Here is a 19,797-nt window from a genome sequence, read left to right as displayed (position 1 = left end):
CATGAAAAACATACTGATTGCGGACGATCATCCAGTGGTACGCGTGGGCCTCCAGTGCCTGCTCGCCCGGCACCCCGGGGTACGGGTCATCGGCGAAGCAGCGGATCCCGGGCAACTCGAAGCCCTGCTGGCGGAAAAGACGTGCGACCTGGTCATCACCGACCTGTCCATGCCGTGGGGTGGTCGCCCCGATGGCGTGCGCATGCTGGAGAGCATCCGCCGTGATCACGGCCATGTGCGCTTGATCGTCGTCACCTCCTTCGCCAACCTGCAGGTGCTTCGAGCGGTGGTGCGGCTGGGCGTGGAGGGCATCCTGGAGAAAACCGGCGGCCTGTCCGACCTGCTGGCCGCAGTGGACTGCGTCCTCGGCGGCCGTAGCTATTTCTCCGGCGATCTTGCCCAACGCTTGCGCTCCGGTCGCAACCGCACCGGGCCCAGCTCGCGCGAGAGCGAAGTCATCCGGCTGCTCGCGCACGGGCTGAGTGTCAAGGAAATCGCCGATGTGCACCGGCGAACGATCAGTACCATCAGCCGCCAGAAAGGCGCGGCGATGCGTCGGCTGGGCCTGCGCTCGGACTATGAGCTGCTCGACTACGCAAAGTCCATTGGATTGTCTCCCGGCGGGCAGTGAGCCGCTGTTGTGGCAGCAGGTGTGCATCCGGAATGCCGCTGATGAGACCCGGCGACACTGTCGATCTGCGGGCGATCGGCGCACGCGGTTGCACCCATTTTTCCAGTCGATCGTCCAATGCTGCACGCATTCCATTTTTGTCAAGTTGTTGCATGGTGCAACGCAGCTTGCATCTTTACTGTTGCGTCCTGTCCGCAGGCGCCGACGTTCGGCCTCCCTTGCCTGCGGTCAGTCTCATTACTTATTACGCAAGGAAAGATCGCAATGACTCTGCTCAGGAAGCTGTCCCTGGCCGCCGCGCTGGCCACCGTCTCGCTGTCGGCCAACGCCGCCGAATCCCACATCAAGGTCTACACCAATGTGGACACCACGCTGGCGCTGATGAAGGCTGACGGCAGCGCCTTGCCGGACCTGATCACCCTTGCCCATATTCCGGGGCAGGGCTTGAACGCCCACACCGAACGTGTGCGTATTTACACCAACGATGAAGACAAGGACATCGCAGTCCGCCTGACCGCGGATCCGTCGCTGGTGCTGCGGAGCGGCGGCGGCACGCCCATCCCGCTGGCAGTCAGCCTCAACAAGAAGCGCCTGACGGTTGCCGCACAGGACTTCCTCGCCTCGGATATCTACGACGGCGCGCTGCCGGGGGCCTCGGTGGTGATGGATCTGCAGATCGGCCAGGCCACCCGTGCGCCGATCACCGTGGCAGGCGAGTACGAGGGCATTGTCAGCATCGCCATGGTGCAGAAGACCGGCACCCCGTAACACCCTGCGCCGGCCCGGCACCCGGGCCGGCCGCTTCAGGTAGTAACCCCCATGAAAGCTCACGCACCCGCCATCACCCGGCTGGCGATCGCGCTTGCCTTGTCATTGGCCACCCCGCTGGCCACGGCACGTGGCGTTCCAGTCGGTTTCGAGGAACTGGCCGAAGGCCAGATCGAACAACTCGACGTACGTCTGTTCGGCCTTTCAGCCGGACTGTCGCCCGTGCGCGTGACCCTGGAGCACGTGCAGCTGGAGGATCCGGCACAGGTGCTGCAGGCGCTGGAGCTTTCCCCCGAGGCGCAGGCGGCGTTGCTGCCCGCGCTGTCGCAGCCGTTGCCGCGCAACAGCCATCTCGCCTGCCGCTATGGCGGGGGCAGTGCGGGCTGTGGCTATCTCGATCCCCCCGAGGACTCCAACACCGTGCGTGCCCTGTATGACGAAGGCGAGGGCGCCGTGCGCCTGTTCGTCGCCCGCCAGTGGATCGCGGCCGAGCCGGCCGCCGAGCGCTTCCATCAGGTCAGCACCAACGCCGAGAACGCGTTCCTGCACCAGCAGACCCTCAATTTCAGTGGCGGCCGCGGCTACCAGGCACTGACCGCCCAAGGCGCGGGTGCGCTGGGCGTGCTGCAGCGTGGCCACATTGCCGTGGACTGGAACTTCAACAGCCAGCAGTACCGCGGTGGCCGCCGCCACGATGATTTCCAGTTCGACAGCGCCTATTACCGCCATGACCTGGGCCAGCAGCATTATCTGCAGGCCGGGCGCATGGACCGCCGGAACCTGTCCAGCCCGCAGGGCGGCACTTTCAGTTTCAGCATGCTGCCGATGGATCGCTTCGCCGGCCTGCGCGTGGGTACCACCCAGGCCTACGTGGATGCCGATGCCGCCGTGCAGGCGCTGCCACTGACCGTGCTGCTGGCGCGCGATGCACGGGTGGACGCCTTCGATGGCGAGCGCCTGCTGCAGACCTTTTACCTGCCGGCCGGCATCAACCAGCTCGACACCCGCCGGTTCCCGTTCGGCAACTACACCGTCACCCTGCGCGTCTACGAAGATGGCCAGCTGGTGCGCAGCGAGGACGCGCCGTTCGATAAGGGCGGCGACTGGACCGACAGCAGCGTGCAGTGGTTCCTGCAGGGCGGCCGCCGCAACGAGCGCCGCAGCGACCGCTTCGACGGCGAGATGGCCGCCATGGCCGGCCTGCGCGTGCCACTGGGCCGCGCCACGGCGGTCACCGCGGGCGTCGCCGACCTCGGCGGCTTCAGCTATGGCGAACTGCGTGTGGACCTGCGCCATGCCTTCGACACCCAGGATATCCGTGCCACCTTCAGCGGCCTGCTGGGCAGTGATGGCAGCAGCGGCCAGCAGCATCAGGTGTCCTATCGCCGCCACGCCTCGTGGAATCTCTATCAGCAGCGGGTACGCGGCAAGGCCTGTGTGTTCGAGGATGATGCGCGCGACCGCCTGGGCTGCGCCGATTCGCTGAGCGCATCGGTTGCGCTGCCGGTTGCCGGTGGCAGCGCCTACATGGCCTATACCCGCCGCCAGACCTGGGGCCGTGGCTCGCTGCTGCCGGGCGACATCGACGATCCGATGGCCGGGCTCGACCCGCTGCTGCCCCCGTGGCAGCAGCGCTACACGCGCGAGCCGCAGCTCAGCCGCACCTGGCAGGCCAGCTACAGCCGCGTGCAGCGCTGGCAGGAGTTCAGCGTGTCCACCCGGCTCGGCCTGTGGCAGCAGGATACGCGCAGCAGCCTGCGTGTCGGTCGCGACCGCGGCATCTACCTCAACGTCAGCCTGACCCGGCTGCAACGCGGCAACCGGGGTAGTTCGCAACGCCGCTATGGCATCGACTACCGGCAGCCGCAGCACCTGCGGCCGGACATCAACTACAGCGCCGGCCAGACCGTGCGCCAGGAAGTGGATACGCAATACCGTGAGGCCTCGCTGGATGTGCGCGGCAACAACAACGACCGCTACAGCGCCGCGCTCAGTGCCCAGCTGCAGAACAGCATCGGCCACACCGGCGCCACCTTGGCGCACTACCAGCAGCGCGGCGGCAACGAGATGGCCTACAGCGCCACGCACAGCTCCGGGCTGGCGCTGGGCCGCCGTGGCTTCTACTGGGGCGGCGGCCTGGGCGCCGAGGCCGGCCTGGCCGTACAGGTGGATGACACCGACGACCTGGAACTGACCGGCGTGGCCGCCGAGCTGCAGGTGGGCGGATTGCGCCGGCAGCGCCTGGCGCTGGGCGAGCGCCGCCTGCTGCCGCTGCCGGCCTACCAGACCCACCGTGCCGAAGTGCAGGATGCCAGCGCGCTGACCAGCGATGCCGCCATCCGCGTGACCGGGGTGGGCGGCGCACGGCCGTTGTTCCTCTCTCCCGGCCGGCTGGTGCAGGTGCCGGTACCGATCGAGGTGACCTACACCTTCATCGGCAGCGCCCGCGACATCGCCGGCGCGCCACTGCGCGGCGCCCGCATCCTCAACGCGCCGGTGCCCGGTACCGGCGCCAACGGCGGCTTCGTCGCCGATTTCCCGCGCCGCGAACGCACGCTGTACCTGCTGCAGGACGACAGCCTGCTGCAGTGCCCGCTGGAGGTTCGCGAGCGCCGCAATGTCGTGATGCTGGTGGGCCAGGTGGAGTGCGCGCCATTGAGCGTGGCCCAGCTGCCCGCCGATATCCGCCAGCAGGCACGGGTCACCCGCCTGCTGCAGGAACAGGCGCTGATCGCCGCCGTGCCGCAGACCGCCGCCGCTGGAGGTACGCCATGAACCGGCGTGGCGTATGGGCGGTGATGCTGGTGCTGGCGTTGCTGCTGGTGATGCCGAAGGCGTGGGGGCAGCGGCCGCCGGAAACCCATCCGGTGAGTGCCACGCAGAACATCGTGATGACGTGGGATCGCTCGGCGATGCCTGGGGACATGTCGATCTGGCTTCCGGAATTCGTTCTCGGTTACAGCGTGGATAGGTCACTGAAGTACGGACAACTTCATCTCACATGCGCGTCGTCCAGCGACTCCGCCACGGGTGCGTGCCCTACAAGCGGGATATCCGCCATTGGCGACGGCGCAGGGCTCATCTCCGTTCAAGCGCGGGAACGGCGCTCGGGCATGACCACGAACATAAGCGTGCGCGGGTGGATTAATCGCGCGATGGATACGCGTGTATGCGGAACGTACTGGCTTTCACCCATTCGTCCGCCTTGGATAGCAGTGGGAGATGCCTGCGGGGGCGACCCCACAGTTGGAACACGCGTTGGTTTGGTCTTGCCGGAGAACGAGCTTTCTCGGCTGGTGGCTGGTCACTGGGACGCCGTTTTAGTGATGACCTTGCATGACGAACCTGATGGGGGTTCAGTCGCGACCTATCGCTTTAACTTCGACTTCACTATCACTGATCGAAACGCCGTCTCGATCTACTTCCCCGCATTTCACAACGTTAGTCCGCTGGTACAGCTCAACGCTGCCTATGATCCCATCGGGCAGACCGTGGGTGGACGCACGGTGCTGGAGATGTGCCTGTACGACGGTCTCGGTTCACAGGCGCAGTATCTCGGCGTGACGGTTCGCGATCGTGGCGGGCATCCCCCTGGTCCCAGCGGCTACTCGCTCTGGCACACCGATGGCGGTACCGACGACACGCGGCGCCTGGACTACACCGTCAGCCTCGCCCATAGCGGCGCGACGGTGCGGATGCCCAACGGCGTGGAACAGCAACTGCACGGCATCGACAGCGCCCAGCTGCGGCTGGTGATCCTGCCGGGCATGAGCCAGCCGGTGTTCTGTGTGCCCACGCCGATCACCTTCGATATTCCCCGCGTCCCCATTTCCGCCCAGCAGGCCGGCACTTATTTCGGCGAGCTGCAGGTGGAGCTGCGTGTGCCCACCACCACCCCCTGATCCCCCCAGGAAGCCGCATGAAACGACTCGCCGCCTGCCTCATCCCGTTGACGCTGCTGCTGGCATTGCCGGCCCAGGCCAATCTCACCGTGCATCCAATGCGCGCCTCGGTGGATGGCAAGCGCAGCACCCAGATGCGCATCTATTCACAGTCCACCCAACCGCAGTACATCCAGGCCTCGTTGCGGCGCATCGTAGATCCGGCCAGCGACCAGGAGCACGAGGTGGAGGTCGAGCCGGGCGAGGCGGCCATTGCCATCACACCCGGGAAGTTCGCACTGGCGGGCGGCGGCAACCGGTTGATCCGGTTGATTCCGCTGCAGCCCGTGGAGGCCGAGACAGCCTACCGCGTCTACTTCGAGGGCGTGCGTGGGCCCGAGGAAACCAGCATCGAGGGCGGTGACGGTGCGCAGGCCAGTATCGGTGTGAATCTGGTCTGGGGTGCGCTGGTCAATGTGCTGCCGGCCGAAGGCACCGTGCAGCCGCGGGTGCAGGGCGATGCGCTGTACAACGACGGCACGCTGCGCCTCGGCATCACCAGCATCGCCGATTGCGAGGGCAGCCGCTGCACCGCCCATGACGTATCCCACAGCCTGTATCCCGGCAGTTCCCTTGCGCTGCCCTTCACGGTGGTGCCCGGCCATACCGTGCAGCTGCGCTATCGGCTCACGCGCGATGGCTATCGGGAACACGTGACCACCCTCACGCCCTGATTTTTCCACGCCCGCTACGCAGATTTCCGTGGCGGGTGCGTTGTTGACATCGCTGTTAAGGAGAGTTCGATGAACAAGATCTACCGTCGCCTATGGTCCACCGCACGGCAATGCTGGGTGGTGGCCAGTGAACTGAGCGCCGCCAGAGGCAAGTCCAGCCAGTTGGTCGGTGCCGGTGCACTCGCCTTGGCGCTTACCCTGTCATCTCCAGGTGCCTGGGCTGCCGAGGAGGATACGGTCGATGAGTCGGTGGATGTTCCAGTGCTGGACGCGTGGGCATTGCAGGCCGCGTTTGGAAGCCGGGCGGCCATCAGCGGTGCAGGTGCTGCGCCGTTCGCAGACGCGCTGGCTGAGCGGATCATAGGGCAGGTCGCGCTGACGACAGATCACTACTATCGGGACTCCACTGTTGATGGAGACCTGCTGACCGTGCTGGGCTCGCGATCAACGCTGAGCGGCAGCCGCTCTGTGGCCTACGGAAGCGTGATCACCAGCCGGGGGACCAACAACACTGCCATTGGCTACAACGTGCAGATCACCAATGGTGGCTACGCAACGGCGGTTGGTGCACAGTCGGTAGCGTCTGGTGTCGGCACCACGGTGCTCGGCAACAACGCGAAAGCCTATTCGGAGAACTCGATTGCCGTCGGCAGCGGTGCCAACACGGTCAACAGCAGTGCTGGCGTGTCCCGGATCGCCATCGGTGGCAATGCATATGCAGGCACGGCCGGGTGGTCTGGCGCAGTAGCGCTGGGCGGTAACAGCCGTGCGGAATACGATGCGGTAGCCGTCGGGCACGAGGCCCGCTCAACCGCAGAAGGTGCCTTGGCAATGGGCCGTGGTGCCCAGGCCACCGCCGCCAATGCGCTGGCGATGGGCAAGGGGGCGAAAGCGCAGACAGCCTCGTCGCTTGCCGTCGGTCGCGATGCCCAGACCGCGGCCACGGGCTCCATTGCCATCGGGCAGGGCGCCCGGATCACCGACGCATTCGCCCAGGATTCGATTGCCATCGGCCGCGGCGCCAACACCCAGCATTTGAGCTCCATTGCCCTGGGCAGCGGCTCGGTCACCACCGGCAACTGGCAGGTCGCCGTTGGCAGCAGCAGCCGGAAGCGTCGTATCGTCGGCATGGAGGACGGCGGCCTTTTCCGTGGCAGCGACCATGCCGTGACGGGTGGACAATTGTTTGTCACCAACGAGAACGTTACCCGCGCACAAAGGACGGCAGATGAGGCCGCAGCGGGAGCACGTCTGGTGACCCAGAGTTCACCCAGCAGTGCCATCCGCATGGGCGCGGAGAACACCGGTACGGTGATCGACGTGGCGAACGCCGGAGGGACGAAGCGCCGCATCCAGAACATCGCTAATGGCGTACTGAGCACCGGCAGCACGGATGCGGTGACAGGTCAGCAGCTCAACGCCACGAACGTGGAAGTGGCCTCGGTCCGCACCACGGCCACCAGCGCGCAGACGACTGCTGGGGCTGCAAAGACCGCCGCCGACAATGCACTGGCCAAGGCCAATGCGCTCGGCGGACTGGTCAGTCAGACCTCGGCCACCAGCAACGTACGCTTGGGCGGAGAGAACACCGGCACCATGGTGGATGTGCGCAACAAATCCAACGCCAATCGCAAGGTCACCGGCGTCGCTGAAGCCACGCTCAGCGCCAGCAGCACCGAAGCGGTGAGCGGCAAGCAGCTCAACGCGACGAACGTGGAAGTGGCCTCGGTCCGGACCACGGCCACCAGCGCGCAGACGACGGCGGGCGCTGCGAAGACCGCCGCCGACAATGCACTGGCCAAGGCCAATGCGCTCGGCGGTCTGGTCAGTCAGACCTCGGCCACCAGCAACGTACGTCTGGGCGGAGAGAACACCGGCACCATGGTGGATGTGCGCAACAAGTCCAACGCCAACCGCAAGGTCACCGGCGTTGCTGAAGCCACGCTCAGCGCCAGCAGCACCGAAGCGGTGAGCGGCAAGCAGCTCAATGCCACGAACACGGAAGTGGCCTCGGTTCGAAGTGCCGCCGCCAACGCCCAGACCAGCGCAAACGTTGCGCAGACGACCGCGGACAGCGCCTTCGCCAAAGCTCGCGCCACGGGCAACGCAGTGGCCACTGCCGCTGAGGTGAGCGACGCGAACAAGGCCACCGCGACGGGGCACCTGGCCATGGCCATGGGCAATGTCGCCAAGGCCAATGGCGTGGCGACCGTTGCCGTGGGCAACAACGCCAATGCCGTTGGCACCAATGCGATCTCGATCGGTAGCGCCTCCGGTGCGACGGGCCAGTTCGCGCTTGCACTGGGTGGAAACGCGAAGGCGACGCACGAAAATGCGGTGGCATTGGGCGAAAAGTCGGTGACCGGTGGCACCAATCAGGTCTCCATTGGCAACGCAACACTGAAGCGCAAGCTCGTGAACGTGGCTGATGCCACGTTGAGCAGCACCAGCACCGATGCAGTAACGGGCAAACAGGTATTCGCCGTCGATCAGAAGGTCACTGCGAATCAGTCTCTGCTGGCCAGCCACGCCACCGAGCTGACTGGACACGAGGCGCGTATCGCCGGCAACCGGCGGGATCTGGATGACCTGCGTACCGAGTTTGACAACTTCGATCCCGATCTGGAAGGCGTGGCCCGTTACGCAGCCGACGGTTCGATCGATATGGACGGCGGCAAGGTACGCGGCGTGGCAGCGGGCGATATCAGTTCGGCGGGGAGCACCGATGCTGTGAACGGTGGGCAGTTGTTCGTCACCAATCAGCGCCTGTCACAGGTTGAAGAGACGGCTAGGTACATAGCTATCGGGCAGGATGACGAAAGTATTGACGCCAAGGCAGGAGAGTTTTCAGTAGCCATTGGTGATGGCGCTGAGGCTGGTGAAGGCACTGATGGAGCAACTGCTATAGGAGCTTTCTCTAGAGCTAGAGGAAAGGGATCTGTCGCCTTAGGGCGCGCGTCGTTCGTCGATAGCTCTGCCGAAAATGGGTTCGCTCTGGGTATCGGGTCATCGGTTCATAGCAATGAAGGCGTAGCGCTTGGCGGATTTGCAAGAATTGAGGCGGGTGCAGAGTATTCAGTTGCATTGGGCGCATCATCGACCGCGACCGAAGAGAATGTGGTTTCTGTTGGAAACCTGACTAGGAAGCGACGAATCGTCAATCTGGCTCGAGGGCGGGGGGCTGAAGACGCCGTCACTGTGGGGCAGCTCGGTGACTCATTAACAGCACTGGGAGGGGGGGCGGCCATTGATCCGGGCGGAAACATTATCCTTCCAACCTACAGAATGCAGGGCGGAAGCCAGAACAACGTTGAAGACGCCCTTAATGTTCTCGACGGCGCGGTGCTCACCGCTGGCACCCGGGTTGATCGGGTCGAAGACCAACTGCGCTCGGCGTTCCAGGAAAGCCCCGCAACCCGCAGCGATGGTCTGGGCCAGCTCAACCTCGCCGGCGCCAACGGCATGGTGCTGGGCAACGTGGCCAACGGCCTGATTGCCCCGGGCAGCCGCGATGCGGTCAACGGCGGTCAGCTGCATGCCATGGAGCAGCGCCTGGACGGTCGCATCGATGGGCTGGAGCAGCGCGTTGATGCCACGCCGGAGGGCAGGGCGCTGGCGTCGGCCAGTGCACCCACGCCGCCGGCTGCGCCGGAGGCCGAGGGCCCTGCCGGTGCATCGGGTGAACCGGCGGCGGCTTCCGCAGGCCGTGCCGGTGGCGGCATCGCCAGTGCTGATGGTGGTGGCTCGCCTGCGCCGGCCGACGCGCCGGCGCCGACCCCACAGGTGAACACCGCCGATCTGGAGAAGATGCTGGCCCGCGCCAACGAGTACACCGATGGGGCGATCAGCAATTTCGAACGCCGCCTGGACAAGATGGACAAGCGCTTCAACCGCATGGCGGCGATGAGCAGTGCGCAGAGCGCGATGGCGATGAACACGGCGGGCCTGGCGACGTACAACCGCCTGGGCGCTGGCGTGGGCTACAGCGATGGCGAGTCGGCACTGGCGGTCGGCTATCAGCGGGTGCTCAACGAGCGTGGCTCGGCCACCTTCAGCCTCAACGGGGCGTTCACCAACAGCGGTGAGCAGAGCGTGGGCCTGGGTGTAGGCATCGGCTGGTAATCCTCCCGGCCCATTGCAGGGATACACCGGCGCTCCCCGGTCCGTCATTGCGGACCGGGGAGTTTCTTTTTGTGTCGTGCCGTGCGGGCCCGGGCGGGCAGGTGCCACGCCGCCGTGGGCTCAGGTGCCTGGGTCCATCTGCGCCAGCAGGCGGTCGATCTCGTCCAGGTCCGCGGCGCCCGGGTCGCCGTTGATGGCATGGTGCTTCAAGCAGCCGTCGATCTGGTCCAGCGTGACCAGCGTGGCCGCATCCCCGACCATCGAGGCCGCCCCGCGGATGCGGTGGCTCATCCCCAGCGCCCGCCGCCATTCGTGGGCCACGATGGCCTCGCGCAGTGCGGCAACATCCTGGGGGATCTGCGTGCGATACACCGCCAGCACATCCAACGGCGTCGCCGCCGCCGGCCGCAGGGCCCTGGCCGGATTCATCGCCGTGCAGTGCGTGGCCACATCAAACGCAGGCCAGTCGATGGGCTTGCACAACGTCGCTGCGATGCCCGCGGCCCGGTAGCGGAGTGGACGGGTGACGTCGGGTGATGCCGAGATCGAGACCACTCGGGCGCCCAGCCACGCGCGCGTCCGCTCCAGGGCGCGGATCGCCTCGATTGTTTCCAGGCCGCTGGCATCCGGCAGTGCATCGTCCAGGGTGATCAGGTCGAAGGGGCCGGCCTGCGCCAGTTGCTGCAGTGCCTCATGGCGACTGGTGGCGCAGCGCACCTCGAACCCGCGCTCGCGCAGCCGGTGGCTGATGACGTCGGCGATCAGTGGCTGGTCTTCGATGACCAGGGCGCGCGCGGGCCGGTCGTTGTGGTCGGACAGGTGGCCGGGCAGGGCCGGCGCCGGCTCCGTGCGCCGCTGCGCGGGCAGGGTGGCGGTGAAGGTGGACCCCACGCCTGGTTGGCTGCGCACGGTGATCTGCCCGCCCTGCGCCGTGGCGATGCGGCGACACAGGGACAGCCCCAGCCCGGTCCCGCCGCGCTGCCGGCCGTCACGGGTGGTGCTGAAGGCGCCGAAGATGTCGTTCAGATCTTCGGCGCTGATGCCTTCGCCGGTATCACTCACACGCAGCACCATCCGGCCGCGCTCGCCCACGCCCGCCTCGAATCTCAGGCGCACCGACACGGTTCCGGCATCGCAGAACTTCACGGCGTTGGAAATCAGATTGCTGGCGATGTGGCGCAGGGCGCGGGTGTCGCAGCTCGCGTGCTCCAGCACCGGCTGGTCGAGATCGAACAGCAGGGCGGTGCCCTTGGCCGCGGCCACCGGCCGGGATGCGCTCAGGCAGCCGGCCAGTACGGTGGCCGCGCCGGGCTGCCACTCCACGGGTGCATGGCTGTGGCGATCCAGGAACATGAATTCCAGCGCATTGGCCAGGGTGTGGTGCAGGGAAGAGGTGGCCGCGCGGGCGGATGCGATCACGGGCGCGGCGGCCGGGGTGGGGACGGTGGATTCAATCAGGTCGATGGCGGAAATGACCGAGGCCACGCCATTGCGCACTTCGTGATTGACCAGGGTCAACATGCGCGCCGTGCTGGCCTGCAGCGCCGCGGTCGCCCGCGCATTGCGGTAGGCCTGGATGATCACGAAGGCCGCACCAAGGATGGACAGCACCAGCACGATGATCGGTGTGCGATAGAAAGAGAGGACGGCATGGAGAGTGGGAGGCGAGCGATACAGGGCATCCATCCACCGGCCGACCAGATCCTGCTGGGTGTCCAGTGGCAACGAGCGGAACGCCTGATGGGCCCGGTCCATCTCGGCGGCACGCGCAGGATGGGAGGCGACCCGGATTCGCACGGAGGGGCCATCGCTGGCCGGATGCACCGCCAGCGTGGTGCTGTTGCCCCGTCGTGCGAGCGGAATCAGGATAGCGTCCATGCCCAGCGCCGCGTCCACGGTGCCGCTGTCCACCGCGGCCACCATGTCTGCCGCGGCAGGCAGAGGAATCACCTCGATCGCGGGGTGGTGAGCGGCGAGATAGCCGTGGTACTCCCCGTTGCCGATCACGGTGACACGCTTGCCCTCCAGGGAAGACAGGGCCCGCACGGGGGAGCTGCTGCGGGTGAGCAGGACCGAGTCGCCGGCATAGAAGACCGGTGAAATCACCGTGGCCCTGGGCAACAGTGCCGTGGTGCCCGGCAGCGCGAACGCCAGCCCGTCCACCTCCTGCTGCGCAAGCAGGCCGAGTGCGTCGCTGAAGGTGGTGGCGCCGGCCACCTGGATCTTGATGCCTGAGAGTGCCTCCACCGCCTCCACGTAGGCACGTGCACCGCCCAGCGAGGAAGGCCCGCCCAGCCCGTACGGGCCGCCCAACTGCGGGCCGGCGGCCAGCACGAAGGGCGGCTGCCGATCCGAATGAGCGGGGAACAGCGTAAGCAGCAGCGCCCCGGCGGCGAGGAGGATGGTCGCCAGCAGGCTGGCCTGCAACGCGACCCGACGTTTACCCGCGATGTTTTTCATGTAAGTACGCTCGCACCCGATCCACGCACAAGAACGGCACCGGCAAGGCGCCGACGGTGCTGTGGAAGCTGGTGCGCGCAGCCACGAATCCAGCCTTGCACGACACCAGGAGGCGCTCAATGTGCGTTTCCGACGATGGGGTGTCGTATCCGGCACGAGGCGCTCGGTCTGCGCAGTGCGTCTCGCAGGCCTCCACGCGCCCTTCACGGCGATTGGCTCGATCGGCATGGCAGTCGAAGCTCATCAACGTGCATCGCGCAGCTGGCGACGATGCGATCGGTCAGCTGCCTGCATCACCTTGGACACTCGCACCGTCCTCACGATCGTTCCACGCGTTGCTGCGTGTGCGCCACCTAAGCTGGCATTCCCGTCGCGAAGTTTCTTTTCCCATGACCACAGCACTACATGATCTGGACGCCCTTGAACCCATCGATATCGATGCGCTCAAGGCACAGGGTGTGCCGCCGGTCGCCCAGTACCTGGTGGACCAGGAAAAATTCGTTCTATTGGGCGGCAAGCGCGGCATCTACCGCTTGGCCGGCGCCGATACGGCGTGCTACTTCACCAGCCTGGACCAGATCCGGCTTCACCTGCTGGGGCAATCATTGACGCGGCTGACGGTGGAGCTGGCCTGAGCGCTCAGATCCCGCCATGGCGAGGCAGCGGCGCAGGCACGTTCAACTGGCCACCGGCTGCCACATAGGCCGCCAATGCTTCGCCTTGACTGAGCAGATGGCGGTTCATCATCTGCTCGGCGGCTTCGGCATCACGGTTGCGGATGCATGCCATCAAGGCGCGATGCTCGGCCAGTGACTGGGCCATGCGGCCCGGCGTGAGCAACTGGCGGCCGCGATGCATCTTCAGGATGCGATGCAGGTCGTGGGTGACGCGGATCAGCCACGGGTTGCCGGCATGGGTCTGCAGGCTTTCGTGGATCAGATAGTTGTTGCGGTAGTACTCGGCCAGGTCGCCCGCGGCTGCGGCGACTTCCATGGCATCGTGCAGCGCCTGCAGCTGGACCACGCCCGCTTCATCGATGCGCTTGACCGCCTCATGCACGCAGCGGCCTTCCAGCATGGCCATCACCGGAAAAAGCTGGTTGAGATCTTCCAGGGTCAGCCGGGTGACCCGGCTGCCGCGGCCCGCATCGAGCTGCACCAGGCCTTCAGCGGCCAGCAGCTTCAGGCTCTCGCGCAGCGGGGTGCGGCTGATGCCCAGTTCTTCGGCGAGCAGCGGCTCGTCGATCCATTCACCCGGTGGCAGCTCGTAGTCGTAGATCTTCTGGCGCAGCCGCTCGGCCACTGCTTCATAAAGCGGCACGCGTTTCTTGGACAGGCGGGGACCAGGGGCCAGGGGCATGGCAGGGCTTCATGGGCAGGTGTGCAGCATTCTACCGGGTCATGGCGGGCCTGCCGGTGCAGACCCGCCGTGCGCTTACATCCAGCCCGGCACGACGAACAGCAGCCATGCCAGCAGCGGACCGAAGGCCACCACCAGGCCGCTGTAGACCAGGAAGCGACGGAACAGGGCTTCGCGCTCTTCCTTCGCCGCCGAGGCGACCACCAGTGCGCCGTTGGTCGAGAACGGGCTGACATCCACCACGGTGGAGGAGATCGCCAGTGCGCAGATCACACCGGCAGCGCTGAGATGCCCCTGCATCAGGAACGGCACCGCCAGTGGAATCGTGGCGCCCAGCACCGCCGCCGAGGAGGCGAACGCCGAGACGATGCCACCGACGTAGCAGACCAGCAGCGCGCCCAGCAGCGGGATGCCGATCGCACCCACGCCATGGCCGATGTAGTCCACCGCGCCGGCCTGCTGCAGTACGGCCACGTAGGTAACCACGCCGCTGATCAGCAGCACGGTCGACCAGCTGATGCCATCCACCGCGCCCTTCTGCGAGTTCGGCGAGAGCAGGGCCAGCACCACCGCGACGGTGATCGAGACCAGGCCGACGTTGAGGTTGTAGACCAGGGCCGCGATGCCCAGCCCGAGCAGGCCGATCAGGGTGAACACGCGCTCGCGGTTGATGCGCACGTCATCCAGCGCATCCGGATCATTGGAGAGCGTGCCACCGCCCGCCGAGACCAGGGCGCCGTGGCCTTCGATCGCAAACTGGCGCGAGGACGCCTGGCTGCCGGCGATCAACGGCTCGGTCGCGGTTGGTGCGCGACGCATCAGGGCCAGCCCGCCAAAGGCGAAGAAGCAGATGATCCCCATCAGCAGGTTGAAGCCCAGGCTGGTCAGGAACACGGCCATTTCCGTGACTTCCAGGCCAGCTTTCTGCACCACCTGGTTGGTGATGCCGCCATACACGCTGATCGGCGAGAAGCCACCTGCCTGCGCGCCGTGGATCACCAGCAGGCCCATCATCAGCGGGTTGATCTTGTACTGCTTGGCAAAGCGCAGCGCGACCGGGCCGATGATGGCCACTGCGGCCGGGCCGAGCGCACCGAAGGCGGTCAGCACCGCGGTGACGACGAACATCACCCACGGAATGGCGACGATATGCCCGCGCACCGCCTTGACCGCCCAATGCACGAGCAGATCGATGGTGCCGTTCTTCTGCGCGATGGCGAACAGGTAGGTGATGCCGACCAGGGTCAGGAACAGGTCGCCCGGGAAGCCGGCCAACACCTCCTTGCCCTCCATCCCGACGAACAGGCCGCCGATGATGAAGGCCAGCGCGAATGCCACGGCACCCATGTTGATGGGCAGGGCCGTGGCCACGATGAACATGATCACCAAGCCGATGATCGTTGCGATTTGCGGACTCATGCGCCCTCCCGAGACACTTGATACGCGTGCAGCATGATGGCGACCCGCCATCGAGGGTTACGGGGTGCAACGGTTACCGGCGGACCCTCATGCGCGTGCGCATGCGCGGTCCACCCACTCCAGGACGCCCTCCAGCGTCTGGAAATCCTCGACGGAACGCGCCTCCTGCTGCGGGTGCATTTCGCGAACCCGGCGGCTGAGCGCCGCGCCCGGGCCCAGCTCCAGGAAGACGCGCCCACCGCGCTCGACCGCCTGCTGCAGCACGTCCTGCCATTGCACCGGCTGGGCGATCTGCGCCGACAACGTCGCCACGACACGGCTGACGTCACTGACCAGGCGGCCATCGATGCCGGCCAGCAGGCGCAACCGGGGTGCGTGCAGTGGGAGTGCGCGCAACGGCTTCTCAAAGCCCTGCGCCGCTGCGGCCAGCAACGGGGTATGCGCGGGCACGTCCACCGGCAGCGGGACGGTCCGGGCACCGTGGGCAGCCACGTCAGCGGCGACGGCCTCCAGCGCAGGCCGCAGGCCGCCGAGGACCACGTGATCGGGCCCATTGACGATGGCCAGGAACACCCCGTGCGTCACGCACAGACGTGCGATGCGACGTTCGTCCAGCCCGATCACCGCCAGCAGGCCGGCATCGGCCGGCGCTGCAGCGTCCATCAACCGGGCACGCTCGCGCGACAGGGCCAGGCAGGTGGCCGTGTCGACGCTGCCCGCCACCGCGTGCGCGGCCAGCTCGCCGGCGCTGTAGCCGGCGACGGCGGTGATGGGCGGCAGCTGCGTCTGCAGCGCCGCCCAATGTGCCAGCGCCGCGGCGCAGACCAGCGGCTGGGCCACTGCGTTGTGGAAGCGCGATGGGTCGGCCGCCAATGGTTCGACCGGTGCGCCGAGGAGCGCGCTGGCCAGATCGAGCACCGGCTGCGCCTGCGGATTCCCGCGCACCCGCTTGAACATATCCGGATGCTGGCCGCCTTGACCGGGACAGAGCAGGACCAGGCTCATGCGCGCTCCTGCAGGTGCAGGAACCATGCGCAGGCCAGCAGATCGGCACTGCCGCCCGGGCTGAGCCGACGTGCTTGGAATGCGTGGCACACCGGCCCCAGCCGTGCCCGCCAGCCGGATTCCAGCGCGCCGCCCTCGGCGAGGAAGCGACGTGCCTGCTGCTGTGCAAAGGCCAGCCCGCGTTCACCGCCGCGATGCAGGAGGTTGAGATCGGTAGTGACCGCGACGAGCGACATCAGTGTCTGCACCATCGCGGCCTGCCGGTCAGCGGTGGTGCGCAGAGTGGCCTGCAGGGTGGGCAGGGCGACCTCGCGCAGCAGCGGGAATCCCTGCGCCGCCTGTTCGCGCACGCCGGGGACGCCATGCCGCTGGCGGGCGCGCTGGCCAGGGCTGGCGCCGTTCAACGGTGCGGCGAGCAGCGCGGGCGCCCAGTACCCGCGTACCGCATGACAGACCGCAGTGCCTTGAGGCGCAGCATGCTCGACATGACGCAGACGCGCGGACGCGGCGACCAGCAGGCCGAGACTGAAAATCGCGCCGCGATGGGTGTTGATGCCACCCGTCGCCCGCAGCATTGCGGTTTCCGCCTCGATGCCGAGCATGCGCAGATGATCGAACGGCGCGCTGTGCGCACCGGCGGCGGCGACCGCCACGAAGTAGCCACGCAGCGCGAACAGGCTGCGCAGGAAGGTGGCCGCGTCCATGTCATCGTGGCTGCCGCGGCTCCATGGCGTGACCAGCCCGGGTTTGGGGGCGCAGGCCAGTTCGGCATGCAGGCTGGTGATCGCCATCCGGGCCAGCCGATGCGCAGCCGCCGTGGGGGAGGGCGGTGGCAACGGGACGGGGCGGGGCACGGCGTTCATGCGGCCACCGGCTGCGTGAGCAGGGCATCGCGTGTGGACAACCAGCAGGCGTCATCCGCTTTGACGAGGAGGCGGGCGGCATCGCCGGTGTACTCGCGCCAGCTCACGGAACGCCCGGCGGGGAAGCGCAGCTCGCCATCGATGCGCAGGCCGTGCTCGCGTTCCCAGCGCCGCATGCGTTCGGTGAGCGCCGCGGCATGCGCGTGATCGGTGATCTCCCAGAGCAGGTCCAGATCGGAGCCGGCGTGCAGATACGGCAGGCCGGTCAGGCCCTGCCAGGCGAAGCTGCCGAACACGCGGGGCGGTCGGGTGGGTTCGAGCAGGTCGGCCAGCAAAGGGCGCAGTGCATCGCGCCAGGGGGCGGACAGTGCTTCGGCGACCTCGGCCAGCAACGGCGGCGGTGCGGTGCGCTGCACGTGGATGCGTTCGACCCGCAGAGACAGCCGCTGGCGCCGCTCGGCCAAGGGCAACGGCACGCCCAGCCGCAGCTGATCGCCATCAGTGACCGGATCGCGTCGCGCCACGACAAAGGGCAGGCGCGCTTGGGCCCACGCCCGCAGGCGCGCATCCGCGCCCGGGGTCAGCACCTGCCACGGTGCCTGCGGAGCGAGCCAGACCAGGTCGTGACGGCGCATGGTTCAGGCCTCGCCTGCGGCCACGGCAGCGGCGACATCGCGCGCCAACAGGCGGCCACCACGCTCGGCGCCACGGGCGCGACGCTGATCGCCGGAGACAGGCGCGTGGAGCGCATCGACCAGGGCCTGCGCCAGATCGCCCTCCCAGACGGCCTCCACCGCGCCCATGCGTACGTAGTTCTCCACGCCCGGCGCGAACACCGGCGAGCTCTGGCTCAGCGCCTGCAGTTTCTCAAGCGGCTGTTTGGTGACGCGTGCCATCGCGCGCAGATCCATCACGCGCACCTGCGCTTCGGGCAGGGCATAGATGCGGTCGGCCATCAGCCCGAACGACAGGAAACCGCCGCTGACGGATTCACCGTAGACCAGGCTGACCAGCGGCGCACCGCGGCGGCGGGCCAGATCCAGCGTGCGGGCCAGGTGCGCGAAGTAGCTGTTGATGCCGAGCATTTCATCGCGGCGCGCCAAACGCTGACCGGCGGTATCGACGAGCATCACGATCGGTCGCTGCGGATGCGCGCGCGTGCTGGCCATCACGGTGGCGGCCAGCGCCAGTGCGTGATCGACACCCACCTCCAGCTTGTTGGCGGTGCCGATGACGGTGACGTCGCCGGCAGCGGTGGTGGCCGTACCGCCCAGTACATCGTCATCGCGGGTGACCGCATGGCCGAGCGGGAACAGCGCATCCAGCAGCGGGGTCAGTTCCATGGCAGGCTCCTATCCTTGACGGCATCAAGGAAGTCAGCGGTGTCCAGCAGGGGCAGCCGCCCGGCATCGGCGATGCCCTGCAGCGTCCAGACCTCCAGGCCATCGCGGCAGCCGCCATAGGCCTGCAGCCGCGCGCCCAGCTGGGCGTGTGCCTGATCGAGGGCCTGCAACGGGTCTTCGGTCTCTGTGTGGGCGTCGATGAGTGACAGTGCCGCCTCGGTAAACGCCTCGATGCGATCCGGCACCAACTGCACCGCGTCGCCGATCAGATAGCGGTGTTTGCCGCCGGTCACGCGCCACACCAGGGCACGGTCGCGCGAGTCGAACTCTTCCACGCCGCGTACGGTCTCGATCACTTCCGGGCCGGACAACGAGAGACGGCCTTCTTCGGACATCACCACCGCCGTGCAGCAGCGGGCAACGATGCCCATCCCACCGAAGGCCCCGTTGCCGCTGCCGATCAGGGCGAACACGGGAATCCCGGCGGCACGGGTGGCCAACACCGCCCGCATGATCTCGGAGATGGCGACCAGGCCGGCGTTGGCTTCATGCAGCCGCACGCCACCACTGTCGAGCAGCAGCAGCACCGCCTCCGGGCGCACCGCAACGGCACGCTCCAGCAGCCCGGTGAGCTTGGCGCCGTGCACTTCGCCGACGCCACCCCCCATGAACTGGCCCTGCTGCGCAGCGATCAGGACATGACGACCGCTCAAGCTGCCCGTGCCCACCACAATGCCGTCATCGAAGGCACCGGGCTGATCCAGCTGGGCCAGGTGTGGGCTGATGATGCGGCGGGCCGGGCCCACGAACTCGCTGAAGCTGCCGGCATCGAGCAGTCCGTGGATACGCTCGCGCGCATCGGCCTCGTAAAAGCTGTGACTGCTCACGCGGCGTCTCCTTCCTGCAGGGTTTCCAGCGCCTGCTGCAGGCGCAGGCTGACCACCGCCGGTGTCGCGCCGGCATCGTTGATCGACAACCGCACGTTGCGCAGCGGGTGGCGCGCCGCAAAGTCGGCCAGCACGGCCTGCCAGATGGTGTCGAAGCCGGTGGCCGAAGTGATCACCTCGATCTCCATCGCACCGTCCAGCGGGGTGGGTTCGATCAGCACTTCCAGATTGCCCGAGGCGACCACGCCGACCAGCGCGTGATGGTCGCGCTCGGTGAGATCGTGCTGCCCGGGGAAGCGATAACGCAGGGTTTCCATGGCGTGCC

The 19,797-nt window shown here is 67.2% G+C and carries 16 protein-coding genes; 7 read left to right on the top strand and 9 right to left on the bottom strand.

All coding sequences use genetic code 11. The annotated features are described in order from the left end of the window. Nucleotide 1: 1 nt before the first annotated feature. The 6 genes from ABE422_RS02420 (at nt 2) to ABE422_RS02395 (ending at nt 10,136) form a co-directional block, all read left to right on the top strand. Nucleotides 2–631, top strand: a complete 630-nt coding sequence (locus tag ABE422_RS02420) for a response regulator transcription factor (RefSeq protein WP_313212175.1) — start codon at nt 2–4, stop codon at nt 629–631. 264 nt (nt 632–895) lie between these two features. Further along, the gene (locus ABE422_RS02415) at nt 896–1,399 is read left to right on the top strand and encodes a CS1 type fimbrial major subunit (RefSeq protein ID WP_070425221.1); all 504 of its coding nucleotides are present in this window, start codon (nt 896–898) and stop codon (nt 1,397–1,399) included. 51 nt (nt 1,400–1,450) lie between these two features. Beyond that, nucleotides 1,451–4,174: a TcfC E-set like domain-containing protein gene (locus ABE422_RS02410; protein ID WP_346462459.1), complete on the top strand. Its 2,724-nt coding sequence runs from the start codon at nt 1,451–1,453 to the stop codon at nt 4,172–4,174. Further along, nucleotides 4,171–5,301, top strand: coding sequence for a CfaE/CblD family pilus tip adhesin (locus ABE422_RS02405; protein ID WP_313212172.1), 1,131 nt, complete (start codon nt 4,171–4,173; stop codon nt 5,299–5,301). The genes ABE422_RS02410 and ABE422_RS02405 overlap by 4 nt, the downstream gene beginning before the upstream one ends. Nucleotides 5,302–5,318: 17 nt before the next feature. Further along, nucleotides 5,319–6,014: a giant cable pilus chaperone protein gene (locus ABE422_RS02400; protein ID WP_019184595.1), complete on the top strand. Its 696-nt coding sequence runs from the start codon at nt 5,319–5,321 to the stop codon at nt 6,012–6,014. Between the two features lie 69 nt (nt 6,015–6,083). Then, on the top strand, nt 6,084–10,136 hold the full coding sequence (locus tag ABE422_RS02395) for an ESPR-type extended signal peptide-containing protein (protein ID WP_346482389.1): 4,053 nt from the start codon (nt 6,084–6,086) through the stop codon (nt 10,134–10,136). 120 nt (nt 10,137–10,256) lie between these two features. On the opposite strand, the gene ABE422_RS02390 is transcribed toward ABE422_RS02395, so the two are convergent. Beyond that, nucleotides 10,257–12,596, bottom strand: a complete 2,340-nt coding sequence (locus tag ABE422_RS02390; RefSeq protein ID WP_346482388.1) for an ATP-binding protein — start codon at nt 12,594–12,596, stop codon at nt 10,257–10,259. Between the two features lie 389 nt (nt 12,597–12,985). On the opposite strand from ABE422_RS02390, the gene ABE422_RS02385 reads away from it, so the two are divergent. Continuing rightward, nucleotides 12,986–13,231: a hypothetical protein gene (locus tag ABE422_RS02385; RefSeq protein WP_019184591.1), complete on the top strand. Its 246-nt coding sequence runs from the start codon at nt 12,986–12,988 to the stop codon at nt 13,229–13,231. A gap of 4 nt (nt 13,232–13,235) precedes the next feature. Here the strand turns inward: ABE422_RS02385 and ABE422_RS02380 are convergent, their stop codons facing one another. The 8 genes from ABE422_RS02380 to mdcC all read right to left on the bottom strand — a co-directional run bounded on the left by ABE422_RS02380 (nt 13,236) and on the right by mdcC (nt 19,789). After that, the gene (locus ABE422_RS02380; protein WP_313212168.1) at nt 13,236–13,955 is read right to left on the bottom strand and encodes a GntR family transcriptional regulator; all 720 of its coding nucleotides are present in this window, start codon (nt 13,953–13,955) and stop codon (nt 13,236–13,238) included. Between the two features lie 75 nt (nt 13,956–14,030). Beyond that, nucleotides 14,031–15,374: an SLC13 family permease gene (locus ABE422_RS02375; RefSeq protein WP_123729373.1), complete on the bottom strand. Its 1,344-nt coding sequence runs from the start codon at nt 15,372–15,374 to the stop codon at nt 14,031–14,033. An 87-nt stretch (nt 15,375–15,461) separates the two neighbouring features. Continuing rightward, nucleotides 15,462–16,379, bottom strand: a complete 918-nt coding sequence (gene mdcH, locus ABE422_RS02370; RefSeq protein WP_346482387.1) for a malonate decarboxylase subunit epsilon — start codon at nt 16,377–16,379, stop codon at nt 15,462–15,464. Further along, complete coding sequence (gene mdcB, locus ABE422_RS02365; protein WP_346482386.1) at nt 16,376–17,242, bottom strand: triphosphoribosyl-dephospho-CoA synthase MdcB; 867 nt, start codon at nt 17,240–17,242, stop codon at nt 16,376–16,378. The genes mdcH and mdcB overlap by 4 nt, the downstream gene beginning before the upstream one ends. Then, entirely contained in the window at nt 17,239–17,877 is a 639-nt protein-coding gene (mdcG, locus tag ABE422_RS02360) for a malonate decarboxylase holo-[acyl-carrier-protein] synthase (protein ID WP_346482385.1), read from the bottom strand. Before mdcG ends, mdcB begins: the two co-directional genes overlap by 4 nt. 3 nt (nt 17,878–17,880) lie before the next feature. Continuing rightward, entirely contained in the window at nt 17,881–18,585 is a 705-nt protein-coding gene (gene mdcE, locus ABE422_RS02355) for a biotin-independent malonate decarboxylase subunit gamma (protein WP_346482384.1), read from the bottom strand. Beyond that, on the bottom strand, nt 18,576–19,472 hold the full coding sequence (locus tag ABE422_RS02350; protein WP_346482383.1) for a biotin-independent malonate decarboxylase subunit beta: 897 nt from the start codon (nt 19,470–19,472) through the stop codon (nt 18,576–18,578). Before ABE422_RS02350 ends, mdcE begins: the two co-directional genes overlap by 10 nt. Continuing rightward, a complete protein-coding gene (mdcC, locus tag ABE422_RS02345; RefSeq protein ID WP_121036901.1) occupies nt 19,469–19,789 on the bottom strand; it encodes a malonate decarboxylase acyl carrier protein in 321 nt (106 codons plus the stop codon). The genes ABE422_RS02350 and mdcC overlap by 4 nt, the downstream gene beginning before the upstream one ends. Nucleotides 19,790–19,797 lie beyond the last annotated feature (8 nt).

The sequence above is a fragment of the Stenotrophomonas sp. TWI1151 genome (assembly GCF_039673135.1).
Lineage (GTDB): Bacteria > Pseudomonadota > Gammaproteobacteria > Xanthomonadales > Xanthomonadaceae > Stenotrophomonas.
The sequence above is the reverse complement of the archived record's forward strand: the minus strand, read 5'-3'. Positions and strand labels throughout refer to the sequence as shown.

What these genes read in the sequence shown, in the direction of transcription:
- mdcC (WP_121036901.1), bottom strand. Translation starts at nt 19,789, where the DNA reads ATGGAAACCCTGCGTTATCGCTTCCCCGGGCAGCACGATCTCACCGAG.
- ABE422_RS02395 (WP_346482389.1), top strand. Translation starts at nt 6,084, where the DNA reads ATGAACAAGATCTACCGTCGCCTATGGTCCACCGCACGGCAATGCTGG.
- mdcG (WP_346482385.1), bottom strand. Translation starts at nt 17,877, where the DNA reads ATGCGCCGTCACGACCTGGTCTGGCTCGCTCCGCAGGCACCGTGGCAG.
- ABE422_RS02415 (WP_070425221.1), top strand. Translation starts at nt 896, where the DNA reads ATGACTCTGCTCAGGAAGCTGTCCCTGGCCGCCGCGCTGGCCACCGTC.
- ABE422_RS02410 (WP_346462459.1), top strand. Translation starts at nt 1,451, where the DNA reads ATGAAAGCTCACGCACCCGCCATCACCCGGCTGGCGATCGCGCTTGCC.
- ABE422_RS02420 (WP_313212175.1), top strand. Translation starts at nt 2, where the DNA reads ATGAAAAACATACTGATTGCGGACGATCATCCAGTGGTACGCGTGGGC.
- ABE422_RS02380 (WP_313212168.1), bottom strand. Translation starts at nt 13,955, where the DNA reads ATGCCCCTGGCCCCTGGTCCCCGCCTGTCCAAGAAACGCGTGCCGCTT.
- ABE422_RS02375 (WP_123729373.1), bottom strand. Translation starts at nt 15,374, where the DNA reads ATGAGTCCGCAAATCGCAACGATCATCGGCTTGGTGATCATGTTCATC.
- mdcE (WP_346482384.1), bottom strand. Translation starts at nt 18,585, where the DNA reads ATGGAACTGACCCCGCTGCTGGATGCGCTGTTCCCGCTCGGCCATGCG.
- mdcB (WP_346482386.1), bottom strand. Translation starts at nt 17,242, where the DNA reads ATGAACGCCGTGCCCCGCCCCGTCCCGTTGCCACCGCCCTCCCCCACG.
- mdcH (WP_346482387.1), bottom strand. Translation starts at nt 16,379, where the DNA reads ATGAGCCTGGTCCTGCTCTGTCCCGGTCAAGGCGGCCAGCATCCGGAT.
- ABE422_RS02390 (WP_346482388.1), bottom strand. Translation starts at nt 12,596, where the DNA reads ATGAAAAACATCGCGGGTAAACGTCGGGTCGCGTTGCAGGCCAGCCTG.
- ABE422_RS02405 (WP_313212172.1), top strand. Translation starts at nt 4,171, where the DNA reads ATGAACCGGCGTGGCGTATGGGCGGTGATGCTGGTGCTGGCGTTGCTG.
- ABE422_RS02385 (WP_019184591.1), top strand. Translation starts at nt 12,986, where the DNA reads ATGACCACAGCACTACATGATCTGGACGCCCTTGAACCCATCGATATC.
- ABE422_RS02400 (WP_019184595.1), top strand. Translation starts at nt 5,319, where the DNA reads ATGAAACGACTCGCCGCCTGCCTCATCCCGTTGACGCTGCTGCTGGCA.